14 protein-coding genes are annotated in these 15,228 nt (G+C 63.7%); all 14 read left to right on the top strand.

What is annotated here, in order from left to right; all coding sequences use genetic code 11:
* Window positions 1-8: 8 nt before the first annotated feature.
* The 14 genes from ACF8NF_RS01880 to ACF8NF_RS01815 all read left to right on the top strand — a co-directional run bounded on the left by ACF8NF_RS01880 (window position 9) and on the right by ACF8NF_RS01815 (window position 15,227).
* Entirely contained in the window at window positions 9-1,262 is a 1,254-nt protein-coding gene (locus tag ACF8NF_RS01880; protein WP_016447710.1) for an NADH-quinone oxidoreductase subunit D, read from the top strand.
* Window positions 1,259-1,750: an NADH-quinone oxidoreductase subunit NuoE gene (gene nuoE, locus ACF8NF_RS01875; protein ID WP_016447709.1), complete on the top strand. Its 492-nt coding sequence runs from the start codon at window positions 1,259-1,261 to the stop codon at window positions 1,748-1,750. Before ACF8NF_RS01880 ends, nuoE begins: the two co-directional genes overlap by 4 nt.
* Window positions 1,747-3,105: an NADH-quinone oxidoreductase subunit NuoF gene (nuoF, locus tag ACF8NF_RS01870; RefSeq protein WP_016447708.1), complete on the top strand. Its 1,359-nt coding sequence runs from the start codon at window positions 1,747-1,749 to the stop codon at window positions 3,103-3,105. Before nuoE ends, nuoF begins: the two co-directional genes overlap by 4 nt.
* 15 nt (window positions 3,106-3,120) lie before the next feature.
* Window positions 3,121-5,244, top strand: a complete 2,124-nt coding sequence (nuoG, locus tag ACF8NF_RS01865) for an NADH-quinone oxidoreductase subunit NuoG (RefSeq protein WP_016447707.1) — start codon at window positions 3,121-3,123, stop codon at window positions 5,242-5,244.
* On the top strand, window positions 5,241-6,317 hold the full coding sequence (gene nuoH / locus ACF8NF_RS01860; protein WP_016447706.1) for an NADH-quinone oxidoreductase subunit NuoH: 1,077 nt from the start codon (window positions 5,241-5,243) through the stop codon (window positions 6,315-6,317). Before nuoG ends, nuoH begins: the two co-directional genes overlap by 4 nt.
* Before the next feature lie 11 nt (window positions 6,318-6,328).
* Window positions 6,329-6,838: an NADH-quinone oxidoreductase subunit NuoI gene (gene nuoI / locus ACF8NF_RS01855; RefSeq protein WP_016447705.1), complete on the top strand. Its 510-nt coding sequence runs from the start codon at window positions 6,329-6,331 to the stop codon at window positions 6,836-6,838.
* 34 nt (window positions 6,839-6,872) lie between these two features.
* On the top strand, window positions 6,873-7,541 hold the full coding sequence (locus tag ACF8NF_RS01850) for an NADH-quinone oxidoreductase subunit J (protein WP_012206970.1): 669 nt from the start codon (window positions 6,873-6,875) through the stop codon (window positions 7,539-7,541).
* Window positions 7,538-7,846 (top strand): NADH-quinone oxidoreductase subunit NuoK, encoded by a 309-nt coding sequence (nuoK, locus tag ACF8NF_RS01845; RefSeq protein WP_016447704.1) that lies wholly within the window; start codon window positions 7,538-7,540, stop codon window positions 7,844-7,846. The genes ACF8NF_RS01850 and nuoK overlap by 4 nt, the downstream gene beginning before the upstream one ends.
* A 29-nt stretch (window positions 7,847-7,875) precedes the next feature.
* Window positions 7,876-9,924, top strand: a complete 2,049-nt coding sequence (nuoL, locus tag ACF8NF_RS01840) for an NADH-quinone oxidoreductase subunit L (RefSeq protein ID WP_026062052.1) — start codon at window positions 7,876-7,878, stop codon at window positions 9,922-9,924.
* A gap of 16 nt (window positions 9,925-9,940) precedes the next feature.
* Window positions 9,941-11,416, top strand: a complete 1,476-nt coding sequence (locus ACF8NF_RS01835; protein ID WP_046239124.1) for an NADH-quinone oxidoreductase subunit M — start codon at window positions 9,941-9,943, stop codon at window positions 11,414-11,416.
* Between the two features lie 24 nt (window positions 11,417-11,440).
* Complete coding sequence (gene nuoN / locus ACF8NF_RS01830; protein ID WP_016447701.1) at window positions 11,441-12,934, top strand: NADH-quinone oxidoreductase subunit NuoN; 1,494 nt, start codon at window positions 11,441-11,443, stop codon at window positions 12,932-12,934.
* Window positions 12,935-12,989: 55 nt separating this feature from the next.
* Window positions 12,990-13,295, top strand: coding sequence for a DUF2818 family protein (locus tag ACF8NF_RS01825; RefSeq protein ID WP_016447700.1), 306 nt, complete (start codon window positions 12,990-12,992; stop codon window positions 13,293-13,295).
* Between the two features lie 38 nt (window positions 13,296-13,333).
* A complete protein-coding gene (locus tag ACF8NF_RS01820) occupies window positions 13,334-13,843 on the top strand; it encodes a DUF1178 family protein (RefSeq protein WP_034363788.1) in 510 nt (169 codons plus the stop codon).
* A 613-nt stretch (window positions 13,844-14,456) separates the two neighbouring features.
* Complete coding sequence (locus ACF8NF_RS01815; RefSeq protein ID WP_016447698.1) at window positions 14,457-15,227, top strand: ABC transporter ATP-binding protein; 771 nt, start codon at window positions 14,457-14,459, stop codon at window positions 15,225-15,227.
* Window position 15,228: the final 1 nt, after the last annotated feature.

The following is a 15,228-nucleotide window of genomic DNA, read 5'->3' as shown; positions in this document are numbered from 1 at the left end:
GGACGACCATGGCTGAAATCAAGAACTATTCCCTGAACTTTGGTCCGCAGCACCCGGCAGCGCACGGCGTGCTGCGCCTGGTGCTGGAGCTCGACGGTGAAGTGGTGCAGCGTGCAGACCCGCACATCGGTCTGCTGCACCGCGCGACGGAAAAACTGGCAGAGAGCAAGACCTACATCCAGTCGCTGCCCTATATGGACCGGCTGGACTACGTGTCCATGATGTGCAACGAGCACGCCTACTGCCTGGCCATCGAGAAGCTGCTGGGCATCGAGGTGCCCATTCGCGCCCAGTACATCCGCGTGATGTATTCGGAGATCACCCGCATCATGAATCACCTGATGTGGCTGGGCTCCAGCGGCAACGATGCAGGCAGCTCCACGACGCTGATCTATACCTTCCGTGAGCGCGAAGACCTCATGGACATGTACGAGGCGGTCTCCGGCGCGCGCATGCACGCGGCCTATTTCCGTCCGGGCGGCGTCTACCGCGACCTGCCCGACACCATGCCGCAGTACAAGGCCAGCAAGGTGCGCAATGCGCGCTCGGTCGAGGTCATGAACCGCAACCGCCAGGGCTCGCTGCTGGACTTCATCGACGACTTCACGCAGCGCTTCCCCAAGTGCGCCGACGAGTACGAGACCCTGCTGACCGACAACCGCATCTGGAAGCAGCGCAACGTGGACATCGGCGTGGTGACGGCCGAGCGTGCCATGAACCTGGGCCTGACCGGCCCCATGCTGCGTGCCTCCGGCGTGGCCTGGGACATGCGCAAGTCGCAGCCCTACGAGGTCTATGACCGCATGGACTTCGACGTGCCCGTGGGCAAGACCGGCGACTGCTACGACCGCTACCTGGTGCGCGTGGCCGAAATGCGCCAGTCCAACCGCATCATCAAGCAGTGCGTGGACTGGCTGCGTGCCAACCCGGGCCCGGTGATCGTGGACAACCACAAGATCGCCCCGCCGCCGCGCGAAGGCATGAAGTCCAACATGGAAGAGCTGATCCACCACTTCAAGCTCTTCACCGAAGGTTTCCGCGTGCCCGAAGGCGAGGCTTACGCGGCCATCGAACACCCCAAGGGGGAGTTCGGCATCTACATCGTGAGCGACGGGGCCAACAAGCCCTACCGCCTGAAGATCCGTCCGCCGGGATTCGCCAATCTGTCCGCCATGGACGAACTGTGCCGAGGCCACATGCTGGCCGACGCCGTGATGGTGCTGAGTACCCTGGACATCGTGTTTGGAGACGTTGACCGATGATTACCGAAGCGACCAAGGAGCGCTTTGCGCGCGAGGTGGCCAAGTACCCGGCCGACCAGAAGCAGTCGGCCGTGATGGCCTGCCTGTCCATCGTGCAGCAGGAGCAGGGCTGGGTCAGTCCCGAGAGCGAGGCCGTGATCGCCGAGTTCCTGGGCATGGCCGAGATCGCGGTGCACGAAGTCACCACGTTCTACAACATGTACAACCAGCGGCCGGTGGGCAAGTTCAAGCTGAACGTCTGCACCAACCTGCCCTGCCAGCTGCGCGACGGCTACAAGGCGCTGCACCATCTGGAATCCCGCCTGGGCATCAAGATGGGCGAGACCACGCCCGATGGCATGTTCACGCTGCAGCAGTCCGAGTGCCTGGGTGCCTGCGCGGATTCGCCGGTGATGCTGGTGAACGACCGCTGCATGTGCAGCTTCATGAGCAACGAAAAGCTCGACGAACTGATCGACGGCCTGCGCGCCGCGGAGGGCAAGGCATGAACGCCGCCGCACAATCGGTCCTGGCCAGGTTTGCCGCTTCGGGCAGCGAGACCTGCTTCCACGACCGCCACATCAATCCCCAGATCTATGCCGATCTGACCGGCGCCAACTGGTCCATCAAGGACTACGAGGCACGCGGCGGCTACCAGGCGCTGCGCAAGATCCTGGGCAAGGACGGCAGCGAAGGCCTGACGCAGGATCAGGTGATCGCCACCGTCAAGGAGTCGGGGCTGCGCGGCCGCGGAGGCGCAGGTTTCCCCACGGGCCTGAAGTGGAGCTTCATGCCCCGCCAGTTCCCGGGCCAGAAGCATCTGGTGTGCAACTCGGACGAAGGCGAGCCGGGCACCTGCAAGGACCGGGACATCCTGGTGCACAACCCCCACATCGTGATCGAGGGCATGATCATCGCGGCCTACGCGATGGGCATCTCCCTGGGCTACAACTACATCCACGGCGAAATCTTCGAGGCCTATGAGCGCTTCGAGGCCGCGCTGGAGGAAGCCCGCGCTGCCGGCTACCTGGGCGACAACATCATGGGCAGCAGCTTCAGCTTCCAGCTGCACGCGCACCATGGCTTCGGCGCCTACATCTGCGGCGAAGAGACTGCGCTGCTGGAGTCGCTGGAAGGCAAGAAGGGCCAGCCGCGCTTCAAGCCGCCGTTCCCGGCCAGCTTCGGCCTGTACGGCAAGCCCACCACCATCAATAACACCGAAACCTTTGCGGCCGTTCCCTGGATCATCCGCAACGGCGGTGCTGCGTACCTGGAGTGCGGCAAGCCCAACAATGGCGGCACCAAGATCTTCTCGGTCAGCGGCGACGTCAACCTGCCCGGCAACTACGAAGTGCCGCTGGGCACGCCCTTCAGCAAGCTGCTGGAGCTGGCGGGCGGCGTGCGCACGGGCCGCAAGCTCAAGGCCGTGATCCCCGGCGGATCGTCCTCGCCCGTGCTGCCGGCCGACATCATCATGGAATGCACGATGGACTACGACTCCATCGCCAAGGCCGGCTCCATGCTGGGCTCGGGCGCCGTGATCGTGATGGACGACTCGCGCGACATGGTCGAGAGCCTGCTGCGCCTGTCCTACTTCTACCAGCACGAGTCCTGCGGCCAGTGCACTCCCTGCCGCGAAGGCACGGGCTGGCTGTGGCGCGTGGTCAACCGAATCGAGCACGGCGAAGGCCGTCCTGAAGACATCGAGCTGTTGGACTCGGTGTCCGTGAACATCATGGGGCGCACGATCTGTGCGCTGGGCGATGCGGCAGCGATGCCGGTGCGCGCCATGATCAAGCACTTCCGCCACGAGTTTGAAGCGAAGATCCAGAACGCTTCCAAGCAGACGGTCCACGCCGCCTGATCGCGAGAAAAGCATATGGTTGAAATTGAACTGGACGGAAAGAAGGTGGAGGTCGCCGAGGGCTGCATGGTCATGCATGCAGCCGAGAAGGCAGGCACCTACATCCCGCATTTCTGCTACCACAAGAAACTTTCCATCGCCGCCAACTGCCGCATGTGCCTGGTGGACGTGGAAAAGGCCCCCAAGCCCATGCCCGCCTGCGCCACGCCCGTGACGCAGGGCATGATCGTGCGCACCAAGAGCGAGAAGGCGATCAAGGCACAGCAATCGGTGATGGAGTTCCTGCTCATCAATCACCCGCTGGACTGCCCGATCTGCGACCAGGGCGGCGAATGCCAGCTGCAGGATCTGGCCGTGGGCTACGGCAGCTCCGCCTCGCGCTACGAGGAAGAAAAGCGCGTGGTCTTCCACAAGGACGTGGGCCCGCTGATCTCCATGCAGGAGATGAGCCGCTGCATCCACTGCACCCGCTGCGTGCGCTTCGGACAGGAAGTGTCCGGCGTGATGGAGCTGGGCATGATCAACCGCGGCGAGCACTCCGAGATCACCACGGTGGTGGGCGATACGGTGGACTCCGAGCTGTCGGGCAACATGATCGACATCTGCCCCGTGGGCGCGCTGACCAGCAAGCCCTTCCGCTACAGCGCCCGCACCTGGGAGCTGTCGCGCCGCAAGTCGGTCTCGCCCCATGACTCCACGGGTGCCAACCTCATCGTCCAGGTCAAGAACCACAAGGTCCTGCGCGTCGTGCCCTTCGAGAACGAAGAGGTCAACGAGTGCTGGATCGCCGACCGCGACCGCTTCTCCTACGAAGCCCTGAACAGTGACGAACGCCTGACCCGCCCCATGCTCAAGCAGGGCGGTGAGTGGAAGGAGGTCGACTGGCAGACGGCCCTCGAATACGTGGCCAACGGCCTGCGCCAGATCAAGAACGACCATGGCGCCTCCGCCATCGGCGCGCTGGTCAGCCCGCACAGCACGCTGGAAGAGCTGTTCCTGGCAGGCAAGCTGGTGCGCGGCCTGGGCAGCGAGAACATCGACCATCGCCTGCGCAATGCCGAGTTCACCGCCGCCCAGGGCGTGCAGTGGCTGGGCACGCCCATCGCCTCGCTGTCCAAGCTGCAAGGCGTCCTGGTGCTCGGCTCCAACCTGCGCAAGGACCATCCGCTGTTCGCGCAGCGCATCCGCCAGGCGGCAAAGCAGGGCTGCACCGTGCTCGCCATCAATGAGCGTGTCTACGACTGGGCCATGCCGGTGACGGCGTCCATCGTGGCAGCCCCGGACTGGGCCCAGGCGCTGGCCGATGTGGCCGCCGCCGTGGCGCAGGAAAAAGGTGTTGCCGCTCCCGTGGCCGCCGCCGACGTGCATGCCGAGGCCCAGGCCATTGCCACCGCGCTGCTGCGCGGCGAGCGCAAGGCCATCTTGCTGGGCAATGCCGCTGCGCACCACGCACAGGCATCGACCCTGCTGTCGCTGGCCAACTGGATTGCCGAGCAGACCGGCGCCTCGGTCGGCTACCTGACCGAAGCCGCCAACACGGTGGGCGCGCAGTGGGTGGGCGCACAGCCTGCCGCTTCGGGCCTGAACGCAGGCCAGATGCTGGCCGGCGGCCTCAAGGCCGTGCTGCTGCTGAACAACGAACCCGTGTTCGACTCCGCTGCCGGCGCCCGCGCCGCAGAGGCACTGGGCAAGGCCGAGATGGTCGTGACCCTGAGCCCGTTCAAGGCCAACATGGAATTCAGCGACGTGCTGCTGCCCATCGCCCCGTTCACGGAAACCTCGGGCAGCTTCGTCAACGCCGAAGGCCGCCTGCAAAGCTTCCATGCCGTGGTCAAGCCGCTGGCCGAAGCCCGTCCGGGCTGGAAGGTGCTGCGCGTTCTGGCCAACCTGCTGGGCGTGCAGGGCGTGGACTACGAGACGTCGCAGGATGTGCTCGCAGCCGCCACCGCCGGCGCCACCAGCGTGCCGGCCAACCTGCTGGGCAATGGTGCGCCTGCCGTGAATTCCATCGCCAACGGCGCAGGCCATGCCGCGCCCGTGGTGGCCAGCATTTATCAGCTCGACAGCATCGTGCGCCGCGCGACGTCGCTGCAACTGACGGCAGATGCACGTCAGGCTCGTGAGGGAGGCGCCGCATGATTGACGCACTCAAGACGGCCGGTGCCGGCCTGATCGCCGCCCCCTGGTGGACCGACGTGGCCTGGCCCGTGCTCTGGATCCTGCTGGGCATCGTCGCCATCGTCGCCCCGCTGATGGGCGCCGTGGCCTACCTGACGCTGTGGGAGCGCAAGCTGCTGGGCTTCATGCAGGTTCGCATGGGTCCCAACCGCGTGGGTCCCTTCGGCCTGCTGCAGCCCCTGGCCGATGGCCTGAAGCTGCTGACCAAGGAACTGATCCAGCCCACGGCTGCCGCCAAGGGCCTGTTCTACGTGGGGCCCGTGATGGCCATCATGCCCGCCCTGGCGGCATGGGTGGCGATCCCCTTCGGTCCCGAAGTGGCGCTGGCCAACGTCAACGCCGGCCTGCTGCTGATCATGGCCATCACGTCCATCGAAGTCTATGGCGTGATCATTGCCGGCTGGGCCTCCAACTCCAAGTACGCCTTCCTGGGCGCGCTGCGCGCCTCGGCGCAGATGGTCAGCTACGAGATCGCGCTGGGCTTCTGCTTCCTGGTGGTGATCATGGTCACGGGCAGCATGAATCTGACGCAGATCGTGCTGAGCCAGGGCCAGGGCCAGTTCGCCAGCATGGGTGCCAGCGTCCTGTCGTGGAACTGGCTGCCGCTGCTGCCGATCTTCGTGGTGTACCTGATCTCGGCCGTGGCCGAGACCAACCGCCACCCCTTCGACGTGGTCGAAGGCGAAGCCGAAATCGTGGCCGGCCACATGGTCGAGTACTCGGGCATGGGCTTTGCCATCTTCTTCCTGGCCGAGTACGCCAGCATGTGGCTGGTGTCCATCCTGGCCGTGATCATGTTCCTGGGCGGCTGGCTGCCTCCGTTCGACTTCCTGTCGTTCATCCCCGGATGGATCTGGCTGGCGGCGAAGACTTTCCTGGTCGTGTCCATGTTCATCTGGATCCGTGCCACCTTCCCGCGCTTTCGCTATGACCAGATCATGCGTCTGGGCTGGAAGATCTTCATTCCCGTCACCCTGGTGTGGCTGGTCATCGTGGGTGGCTGGATGCACTCGCCTTGGAACATCTGGAACTGAGCGGAGCAAGAATGTCTGCGGTTGCTGCTACCCCATTTTCGATCAAAGATTTCTTCAAGAGCTTCATGCTCTGGGAACTGGCCAAGGGCATGGCCCTGACTGGCCGCTACACCTTCCGCCGCAAGGTCACGGTGCAGTTCCCCGAAGAAAAGACACCTCTGTCGCCGCGTTTTCGCGGACTGCACGCCCTGCGCCGTTATGACAACGGCGAAGAGCGCTGCATCGCCTGCAAGCTGTGCGAAGCGGTCTGCCCGGCCATGGCCATCACCATCGAATCCGATGTGCGTGACGACGGCTCGCGCCGCACCACGCGCTACGACATCGACCTGACCAAGTGCATCTTCTGCGGCTTCTGCGAGGAAAGCTGCCCGGTGGATTCCATCGTCGAGACGCATATCTTCGAATACCACGGAGAAAAGCGCGGCGACCTGTACTTCACCAAGGACATGCTGCTGGCCGTTGGCGATCGCTACGAACCCGAGATTGCCGCCGCCAAGGCTGCGGACGCCAAGTACCGCTGAAGCGGCTCCTTGATCACTTGAAAAGATTCGATCCATGGACGCCAAAACTGGTTTCTTCTATCTGTTCTCGGTCGTGCTGCTGTTTGCAGCCTTCCGGGTCGTCACGGCGCGCAACCCCGTGCACGCCGTGCTCAACCTGATCCTGGCCTTCTCGCAGGCTGCCGGCATCTGGCTTTTGCTCAAGGCCGAGTTCCTGGGCGTGACCCTGGTGCTCGTCTACCTGGGCGCCGTGATGGTGCTGTTCCTGTTCGTGGTGATGATGCTGGACATCCGCATCGACGCCGTGCGGCAGGGCTTCTGGAAGCATTTCCCCTTCGCTGCCCTGATCGGCGCACTGATCGCCTTTGAAATGGGCATGGTGCTGATGGGCGGCTTCAGCGGCGTCGAGGAGCCCAAGGCCATTGCGGCCACGGTCAACGCTGCCGGCCAGACCGTGCAGTACTCCAACACCCAGGCCCTGGGCAAGCTGCTGTACACCGAATACCTGTACCCCGTCGAGATCGCTGCCGTGATCCTGCTGGTGGCGATGATCGCCGCCATCGCCCTGACCCTGCGCAAGCGCAAGGACAGCAAGGCAGTGAACCCGGCCCAGCAGATCCGCGTGCGCGCAAAGGATCGCCTCGAGCTGGTCAAGGTGCCGGTCACCCAGGCGCCGCAGGCACCGGCCGCCGAGGCAACCCCCGCCGTGGAGACAAAAGCATGACGCTGACTTTGGGCCATTACTTGACGCTGGGCGCCATGCTGTTCGCGCTCTCCGTCGTTGGCATTTTTCTGAACCGCAAGAACCTGATCGTGCTGCTGATGGCCATCGAGCTGATGCTCCTGGCCGTCAACATGAACTTCGTGGCCTTCTCCAGCTATCTGGGTGACATGCACGGACAGGTGTTCGTGTTCTTCATCCTGACAGTGGCAGCGGCCGAGTCGGCCATCGGTCTGGCGATCCTGGTGCTTCTGTTCCGCAACAAGACCAGCATCAATGCGGAAGATCTCAACTCCCTCAAGGGTTGAGTCCGCCGTAACTTGCAAGGTTCTTAAGAATGAGTCAAACACTCTCTGCATCCATGCTCCTGGCGGTGCCGCTGGCACCGCTGGCGGGTTCCGCGCTCGCGGGTATCTGGGGCACGGCCTTCGGCGGCAACAAGATCGGTCGCGGCGGCAGCCATTCCCTCACGATTTTGGGCGTGCTGATCGCCTTCATCCTGTCGGCCATCACCTTCAACAGCGTGATCTTCGACGGGGCGCGCTTCGACCAGTCCATCTACACCTGGATGGAAATCGGTGGGCTGAAGATGGAAGTCGGTTTCCTGATCGACAGCATCACGGCCATGATGATGTGCGTGGTGACCTTCGTGTCGCTGATGGTGCACATCTACACCATCGGCTACATGCAGGAAGATGACGGCTACAACCGTTTCTTCTCCTACATCTCGCTGTTCACCTTCTCCATGTTGATGCTCGTCATGAGCAACAACCTGCTGCAGCTGTTCTTCGGCTGGGAAGCCGTGGGCCTGGTGTCGTATCTGCTGATCGGCTTCTACTACAACAAGCCCTCGGCCATCTTCGCCAACATGAAGGCCTTCCTGGTCAACCGCGTGGGCGACTTCGGCTTCATCCTGGGCATCGGCCTGATCGCTGCCTACACGGGCACCATGAACTATGGCGAGATCTTCGCCAAGCTGCCCGAGATCCAGAACACCCTGCTGCCGGGCACCGGCTGGCTGCTGGTGACGGTGACGGCCATCTGCCTGTTCATCGGCGCCATGGGCAAGTCGGCCCAGTTCCCGCTGCATGCCTGGCTGCCCGATTCGATGGAAGGCCCGACCCCCATCTCGGCACTGATCCACGCCGCCACCATGGTGACGGCCGGCATCTTCATGGTCTCGCGCATGTCGCCGCTGTACGAGCTGTCGGACACGGCACTGAGCTTCATCCTGGTGATCGGCTCCATCACGGCGCTGTTCATGGGCGTGCTGGGCATCATCCAGAACGACATCAAGCGCGTGATCGCGTACTCCACGCTGTCGCAGCTGGGCTACATGACCGTGGCCCTGGGCGCCTCGGCCTACTCGGTGGCCGTGTTCCACCTGATGACCCACGCCTTCTTCAAGGCCCTGCTGTTCCTTGGCGCCGGCTCGGTGATCATGGGCATGCACCACAACCAGGACATCCGCTGGATGGGCGGCGTGCGCAAGTACATGCCCATCACCTGGATCACGTTCCTGCTGGGCAACCTGGCGCTGATCGGCACGCCGTTCTTCTCGGGCTTCTACTCGAAGGACGCCATCATCGAGGCCGTGCACGCCACCAACCTGCCGGGTGCTGGCTTCGCCAACTTTGCGGTGCTGGCCGGCGTGTTCATCACGGCCTTCTACTCCTTCCGCCTGTACTTCATCGTCTTCCACGGCAAGGAGCGCTACGACCAGAATCCCGATGCGCACCACCATGGCCACGATGACCACCACGCCCATGACGACCACCACGGCCATGGCCACGATGCCAAGCCGCATGAGTCGCCGCTGGTCGTGACCGGCCCGCTGATGCTGCTGGCCATCCCCTCGGTGGTGATCGGTGCCCTGGCACTGATGCCCATGCTGTTCGGTGATTTCTTCAAGGGCGTGATCCACGTCGATGGCAGCAAGCACGGCGCCATGGCCGAGCTGGCCGAGAAGATCCACGGCTGGGTGCCCATGGCGCTGCACGGCTTCACGGCCGCGCCGTTCTGGCTGGCACTGGCAGGCGTCGTCGTCTCCTACCTGTTCTACATGGTCAAGCCCGAAGTGCCTGCCGCCATCAAGTCGTCCATGCAGAAGATCGGTGTCTACCAGGCACTGGAAGGCAAGTACGGCGTGGACTGGGTCTACGAGAACATCTTCGCCCGCGGCGCACGCGCCTTCGGCAGCTTCTTCTGGAAGGTCGGCGACCAGGCCATCATCGATGGCGGCATCGTCAACGGCTCGTGGAAGCTCATCGGCCGCATCGGCCAGTGGGTGCGCAAGCTGCAGTCGGGCTATCTCTATCACTACGCGTTGGTCATGCTGCTGGGCGTGTTCGCTCTCATGACGTATTTCGTGTGGCTCAACAAGTAGTAGGGGAAGAACAAAAATGCATTGGTTGAGTCTTTCAATCTGGGTGCCGATCGCCTTCGGCGCCCTCCTGCTGGCCCTGGGCCGCGAGGATCAGGTCAAGGCAGTGCGCTGGCTGGCCCTGGTCGGCGCGCTGGCAGGCCTGGCCGTCACGCTGCCGCTGATACAGCAGTTCGACAACAGCACGGCTGCCATGCAGTTCGTGGAGAAGGCGCTGTGGATCGAGCGTTTCAACATCCACTACCACCTGGGCGTGGATGGCATCTCGTTCTGGTTCGTGCCGCTGACCGCCTTCATCACCGTGATCGTCGTGATCGCGTCGTGGGAGAACATCACCGAGCGCGTGAACCAGTACATGGGCGCCTTCCTGATCCTGTCCGGCCTGATGGTCGGCGTGTTCAGCGCGCTGGACGGCCTGCTGTTCTACGTGTTCTTCGAGGCCACGCTGATCCCGATGTACCTGATCATCGGCATCTGGGGCGGTCCCAACCGCATCTATGCGGCCTTCAAGTTCTTCCTGTACACGCTGATGGGTTCGCTGCTGACCCTGGTCGCCGTGATCTACCTGTACACCCAGTCGGGTGGCAGCTTCGAGATCCTCGACTGGCACAAGCTGCCGCTGTCCATGACGGCCCAGACGCTGATCTTCTTCGCCTTCTTCGCGGCCTTTGCCGTGAAGGTGCCGATGTGGCCGGTCCACACCTGGCTGCCCGACGTGCACGTGGAAGCGCCCACCGGCGGCTCCGCCGTGCTGGCCGCCATCATGCTGAAGCTGGGCGCCTACGGTTTCCTGCGCTTTTCCATGCCCATCGCACCCGATGCCTCGCACAAGTGGGCCTGGCTGGTCATCGCCCTGTCGCTGATCGCCGTGATCTACGTGGGCGTGGTCGCCCTGGTGCAAAAGGACATGAAGAAGCTGGTGGCCTACTCGTCCGTGGCCCACATGGGCTTCGTGACCCTGGGCTTCTTCATCTTCAATCCGCTGGGCATTGCCGGCGGCATCGTGCAGATGATTGCCCACGGCTTCGTGTCGGGCGCCATGTTCCTGTGCATCGGCGTGCTCTACGACCGCGTGCACTCGCGTGAAATCGCTTCCTACGGCGGCGTGGTCAACACCATGCCCAAGTTCGCGGCCTTCGCGCTGCTGTTCGCCATGGCCAACTGCGGCCTGCCCGCGACGGCCGGCTTCGTCGGCGAGTGGATGGTGATCCTGGGCGCCGTGCAATACAACTTCTGGATCGGCCTGGGCGCTGCCACGGCACTGATCTTCGGCGCGGCCTATACGCTGTGGATGTACAAGCGCGTCTACCTGGGTCCTGTCACCAATGACAATGTGCGCGGCCTGACCGACATCGGCAACCGCGAGTTCCTGGTGCTGGGTCTGCTGGCCATCGCCGTGCTGTACATGGGCCTGTATCCCAAGCCCTTCACTGACGTGATGGATGTGTCCGTGGCCGAGCTGCTCAAGCATGTGGCCATGAGCAAGCTGCAGTGACCAGACTGAAACGAGAGAATCGAGATGATTGACAACATCAGCTGGCTGGCCATCTATCCGGAGATCCTTCTCCTGGTCATGGCCTGCGTGATCGCCCTGGTGGACCTGGGCGTCAAAAGCCCGCGCCGCACGGGCACCTATGTTCTGACACTGCTGACCCTGGGCGTGGTGGCCGTGCTGCAAGGCATGTATGCCTCCAGTGGCAACACGTTCTATGGCTGGGGCAACATGGTCGTCTCCGACGCCATGGGCAACTGGCTCAAGTGTTTCGCCACCGTGGCCATGATGGTCACCCTGGTCTACGGCCGACCCTATGCCGCTGACCGCGACATGCTGCGCGGCGGCGAGCTCTTCACGTTGGCCATGCTCGCGCTGCTGGGCATGTTCATCATGATCTCGGGCAACAACTTCCTGGTCATCTACCTGGGCCTGGAGCTGCTGACGCTGTCCAGCTACGCCCTGGTGGCGCTGCGCCGCGACCACACGGCTTCGGTCGAGGCCGCGATGAAGTACTTCGTGCTTGGCGCCATGGCCAGCGGCTTCCTGCTGTACGGCATGTCCATGCTCTACGGCGCGACCGGCTCGCTGGACATCGGCCAGGTGTTCAAGGCCATCAACTCGGGCGAAATCAAGCACCAGGTGCTGGTGTTCGGCCTGGTCTTCGTGGTCTCCGGCCTGGCCTTCAAGCTGGGCGTGGTTCCCTTCCACATGTGGGTCCCCGACGTGTACCAGGGCGCTCCCACGGCCATCACCACCATGATCGGTGGCGCGCCCAAGCTGGCGGCCTTCGCCATCGTCATCCGCCTGCTGGTGGACGGCCTGCTGCCGCTGGCCATCGACTGGCAGCAGATGCTGGCCGTGCTTGCCATTGCCTCTCTGCTGGTCGGCAACCTGGCCGGCCTGCAGCAGACCAACCTCAAGCGCATGCTGGCCTACTCGACCATCTCGCAGATGGGCTTCGTGCTGCTGGGCCTGATGTCGGGTGTGGTCGACGGCAAGGTCGATCCGGCCACCGTCGAGAACGCCTACAGCTCGGCCATGTTCTACGTGGTGACCTATGTGCTGACCACGCTGGCCGCCTTCGGCGTGATCCAGCTGCTGGCCCGCGAAGGCTTCGAGAGCGAAGAGGTCGCCGACTTTGCCGGCCTGAACCAGCGCAGCCCGCTGTATGCCGGCGTGATGGCGATCTGCCTGTTCTCCATGGCCGGCATTCCGCCCCTGGTCGGCTTCTACGCCAAGCTGTCGGTGCTGCAGGCGCTGGTGGCTTCGGGCCACAGCCTGTACATCGCCCTGGCCGTGTTCGCCGTGGTCATGTCGCTGATCGGCGCCTTCTACTACCTGCGCGTCGTCAAGGTCATGTACTTCGATGAGCCCATCACCGCCACCAGCGTTTCCGCTTCGCTGGACGTGCGCGTGGTGCTGACCCTCAATGGCGCCCTGGTGCTGGGTCTGGGCATCCTGCCCGGCGGCCTGATGGCCCTGTGCGCCGACGCCGTCGTGCGCGCCCTGGCTTCCTGATCCACTTTCCCTGTGCAGGGCCTTGCGCGCAAGGCCCTGCGGTGAGGACATCGGCTTGTCGCAAACCGCTTCGATCTGGCTCGTGATATTGGCTGCCCTTGTGGCAGCCAATTTGCCTTTCTTCAACCCCCGCTGGCTGCAGCTGGGGCCGCTGCGCACCCAGCGCAAGCCGCTGGCCCTGTGCCTGCTGGAGATGGTGCTGCTGTACTTCATCGTCGGCGGCGTGGCGCTGCTGCTGGAGCGCCGCGTGGGGCAGATTGCACCCCAGGGCTGGGAGTTCTATGCCATCACGGGGGCGTTGTTCCTGACACTGGCATTCCCGGGTTTCGTCTATCGTTTCCTGATTCACCGCCGCGGCTGAGGCCGCGGTGCCGGTTGCTTCATGGATGAGGGTGCGCGATGAAAGTGCTCGACCTCCATTGCCCGCAGGGCCATCTCTTCGAGGGCTGGTTCGCCTCGGAAGAGGATTTCCAGAGCCAGCTGCAGCGCCAGCTGGTGCTGTGCCCCGTCTGCGGCCACAGCGACATCACCAAGCGCCTGAGCGCCCCCCGCATCAATCTTGGCGCCAAGCCTGCAAGCTTGCCCCCGGCTGCGGCGGCAGAGCCTGCTGCAGCCGCCTCGGCCGCCAGCGCGGCAGCCGCTGCTTCAACGGCCATGCCGCCCCAGGCGCGTGAGCAATTGCAGGCCATGCAGGCCGCCTGGCTGCAGTGGTCGCGCAAGGTCGCGCAGCAGACCGAGGACGTGGGCGAACGCTTTGCCGATGAAGCCCGCCGCATGCACTACGGCGAGACCGAAGAGCGCGCCATCCGCGGCAAGGCGAGTCCCGAGCAGGCCATGCAATTGCTGGACGAAGGCATTGCCGTGGTTCCATTGGCCTTGCCTCAAGGCAGCAAGGAAACGCTGCAGTAACTTGCTCCGGGCACATGCTGTCTTGGCGGCGACAATTGCGCTCATGGCGATCGATCGCCAATTCCCATGCCAGGCAATCACCTGGTGCTATTAATTGAATAGCGCTTTGAGTCGCTTTGTCGCCATTCAATTGATGGGGCGACAAACCCAAGCATATCCGCGGCTTTTCGCATAGTGACTGAGCAGGCCACAGGGAGATTGCCCACCTGGGTGTTTCCCGTAAGGCAGCAGACATTGGTCGCTGTCTGCCAAGCCGCAAAAAGGGTAGTTTGCTATCTCTTTGGAAGCGCTCTGGCCTTCCGCGTGGGCGTCGCCGGGCCGAGGTGATGGAGAACCCTAGGGCCCGCCTGCAGCCGCGGCGCCTTGCAGCCCCGTGACTGCTTGATTATTTCAAGTGTGAGTGGTTGCTTCTTGTTTTTGCGGCGACTCGTCTTGATGCGCCATGCTGCAGTGCGGGGCAGGGCCTGTGCTTAGGAGCACCTACGTAGGCGTTTTCCCGCTGCGGTGCACAACGTCGGCAAGCCTACGATGCGTCCGACCCTGCACAACGCCCACCAGAGCCTCTGGCGACGCGTTGGCGGCTGGCAGCATCAACGGAGCAGGCGAAGCGCACATGAGCGACGTTATTCTCGAAACCCGGAACCTGACCAAAGAGTTCAAGGGATTTACGGCGGTGAGCAAGGTGGACCTTTCGGTGCGCCGCGGCTCCATCCATGCCTTGATCGGCCCCAATGGCGCAGGCAAGACCACCTGCTTCAATCTGCTGACCAAGTTTCTGGAGCCCACCTCCGGCACCATCCGTTTCAACGGCGAGGACATCACGCAGGAGGCGCCGGCGCAGATCGCGCGCCGTGGCGTGATCCGGTCCTTCCAGATCTCGGCCGTCTTCCCGCATTGCACGCTGCTGGAGAACGTGCGCATCGGCCTGCAGCGCAAGCTGGGCACCGAGTTCCATTTCTGGCGCAGCGAAAAAAGCCTGTCCATGCTCAATGACCGCGCCATGCAGCTGCTGTCCGAAGTCGGCCTGCAGGACCTGGCCGACGAGGTCACCGTCAACCTGCCCTATGGCCGCAAGCGCGCGCTGGAGATCGCCACCACTCTGGCCATGGAGCCCGAGCTGATGCTGCTGGACGAGCCCACCCAGGGCATGGGCCACGAAGACGTGGACCGCGTGACCCAGCTGATCAAGAAGGTCTCGGCAGGCCGCACGATTCTCATGGTGGAGCACAACATGAAGGTGATCTCCACCATCGCCGACCGCATCACGGTGCTGCAGCGCGGCGCCGTGCTGGCCGAGGGGCCATACGAGGAAGTTTCGCGCAACCCGCAAGTGATGGAAGCGTATATGGGCACCACCGACGGCCAGTTGCAGGGAGCGCATTGAG

The organism is Delftia sp. WSY_22 (genome assembly GCF_043104185.1).
Classification (GTDB): domain Bacteria; phylum Pseudomonadota; class Gammaproteobacteria; order Burkholderiales; family Burkholderiaceae_C; genus Comamonas; species Comamonas tsuruhatensis.
This window is presented reverse-complemented; position numbering and strand designations above follow the sequence as displayed.

Coding starts and splice junctions, on each gene's coding strand:
- ACF8NF_RS01880 (WP_016447710.1), top strand. CDS start 9: ATGGCTGAAATCAAGAACTATTCCCTGAACTTTGGTCCGCAGCACCCG.
- nuoE (WP_016447709.1), top strand. CDS start 1,259: ATGATTACCGAAGCGACCAAGGAGCGCTTTGCGCGCGAGGTGGCCAAG.
- nuoF (WP_016447708.1), top strand. CDS start 1,747: ATGAACGCCGCCGCACAATCGGTCCTGGCCAGGTTTGCCGCTTCGGGC.
- nuoG (WP_016447707.1), top strand. CDS start 3,121: ATGGTTGAAATTGAACTGGACGGAAAGAAGGTGGAGGTCGCCGAGGGC.
- nuoH (WP_016447706.1), top strand. CDS start 5,241: ATGATTGACGCACTCAAGACGGCCGGTGCCGGCCTGATCGCCGCCCCC.
- nuoI (WP_016447705.1), top strand. CDS start 6,329: ATGTCTGCGGTTGCTGCTACCCCATTTTCGATCAAAGATTTCTTCAAG.
- ACF8NF_RS01850 (WP_012206970.1), top strand. CDS start 6,873: ATGGACGCCAAAACTGGTTTCTTCTATCTGTTCTCGGTCGTGCTGCTG.
- nuoK (WP_016447704.1), top strand. CDS start 7,538: ATGACGCTGACTTTGGGCCATTACTTGACGCTGGGCGCCATGCTGTTC.
- nuoL (WP_026062052.1), top strand. CDS start 7,876: ATGAGTCAAACACTCTCTGCATCCATGCTCCTGGCGGTGCCGCTGGCA.
- ACF8NF_RS01835 (WP_046239124.1), top strand. CDS start 9,941: ATGCATTGGTTGAGTCTTTCAATCTGGGTGCCGATCGCCTTCGGCGCC.
- nuoN (WP_016447701.1), top strand. CDS start 11,441: ATGATTGACAACATCAGCTGGCTGGCCATCTATCCGGAGATCCTTCTC.
- ACF8NF_RS01820 (WP_034363788.1), top strand. CDS start 13,334: ATGAAAGTGCTCGACCTCCATTGCCCGCAGGGCCATCTCTTCGAGGGC.
- ACF8NF_RS01815 (WP_016447698.1), top strand. CDS start 14,457: ATGAGCGACGTTATTCTCGAAACCCGGAACCTGACCAAAGAGTTCAAG.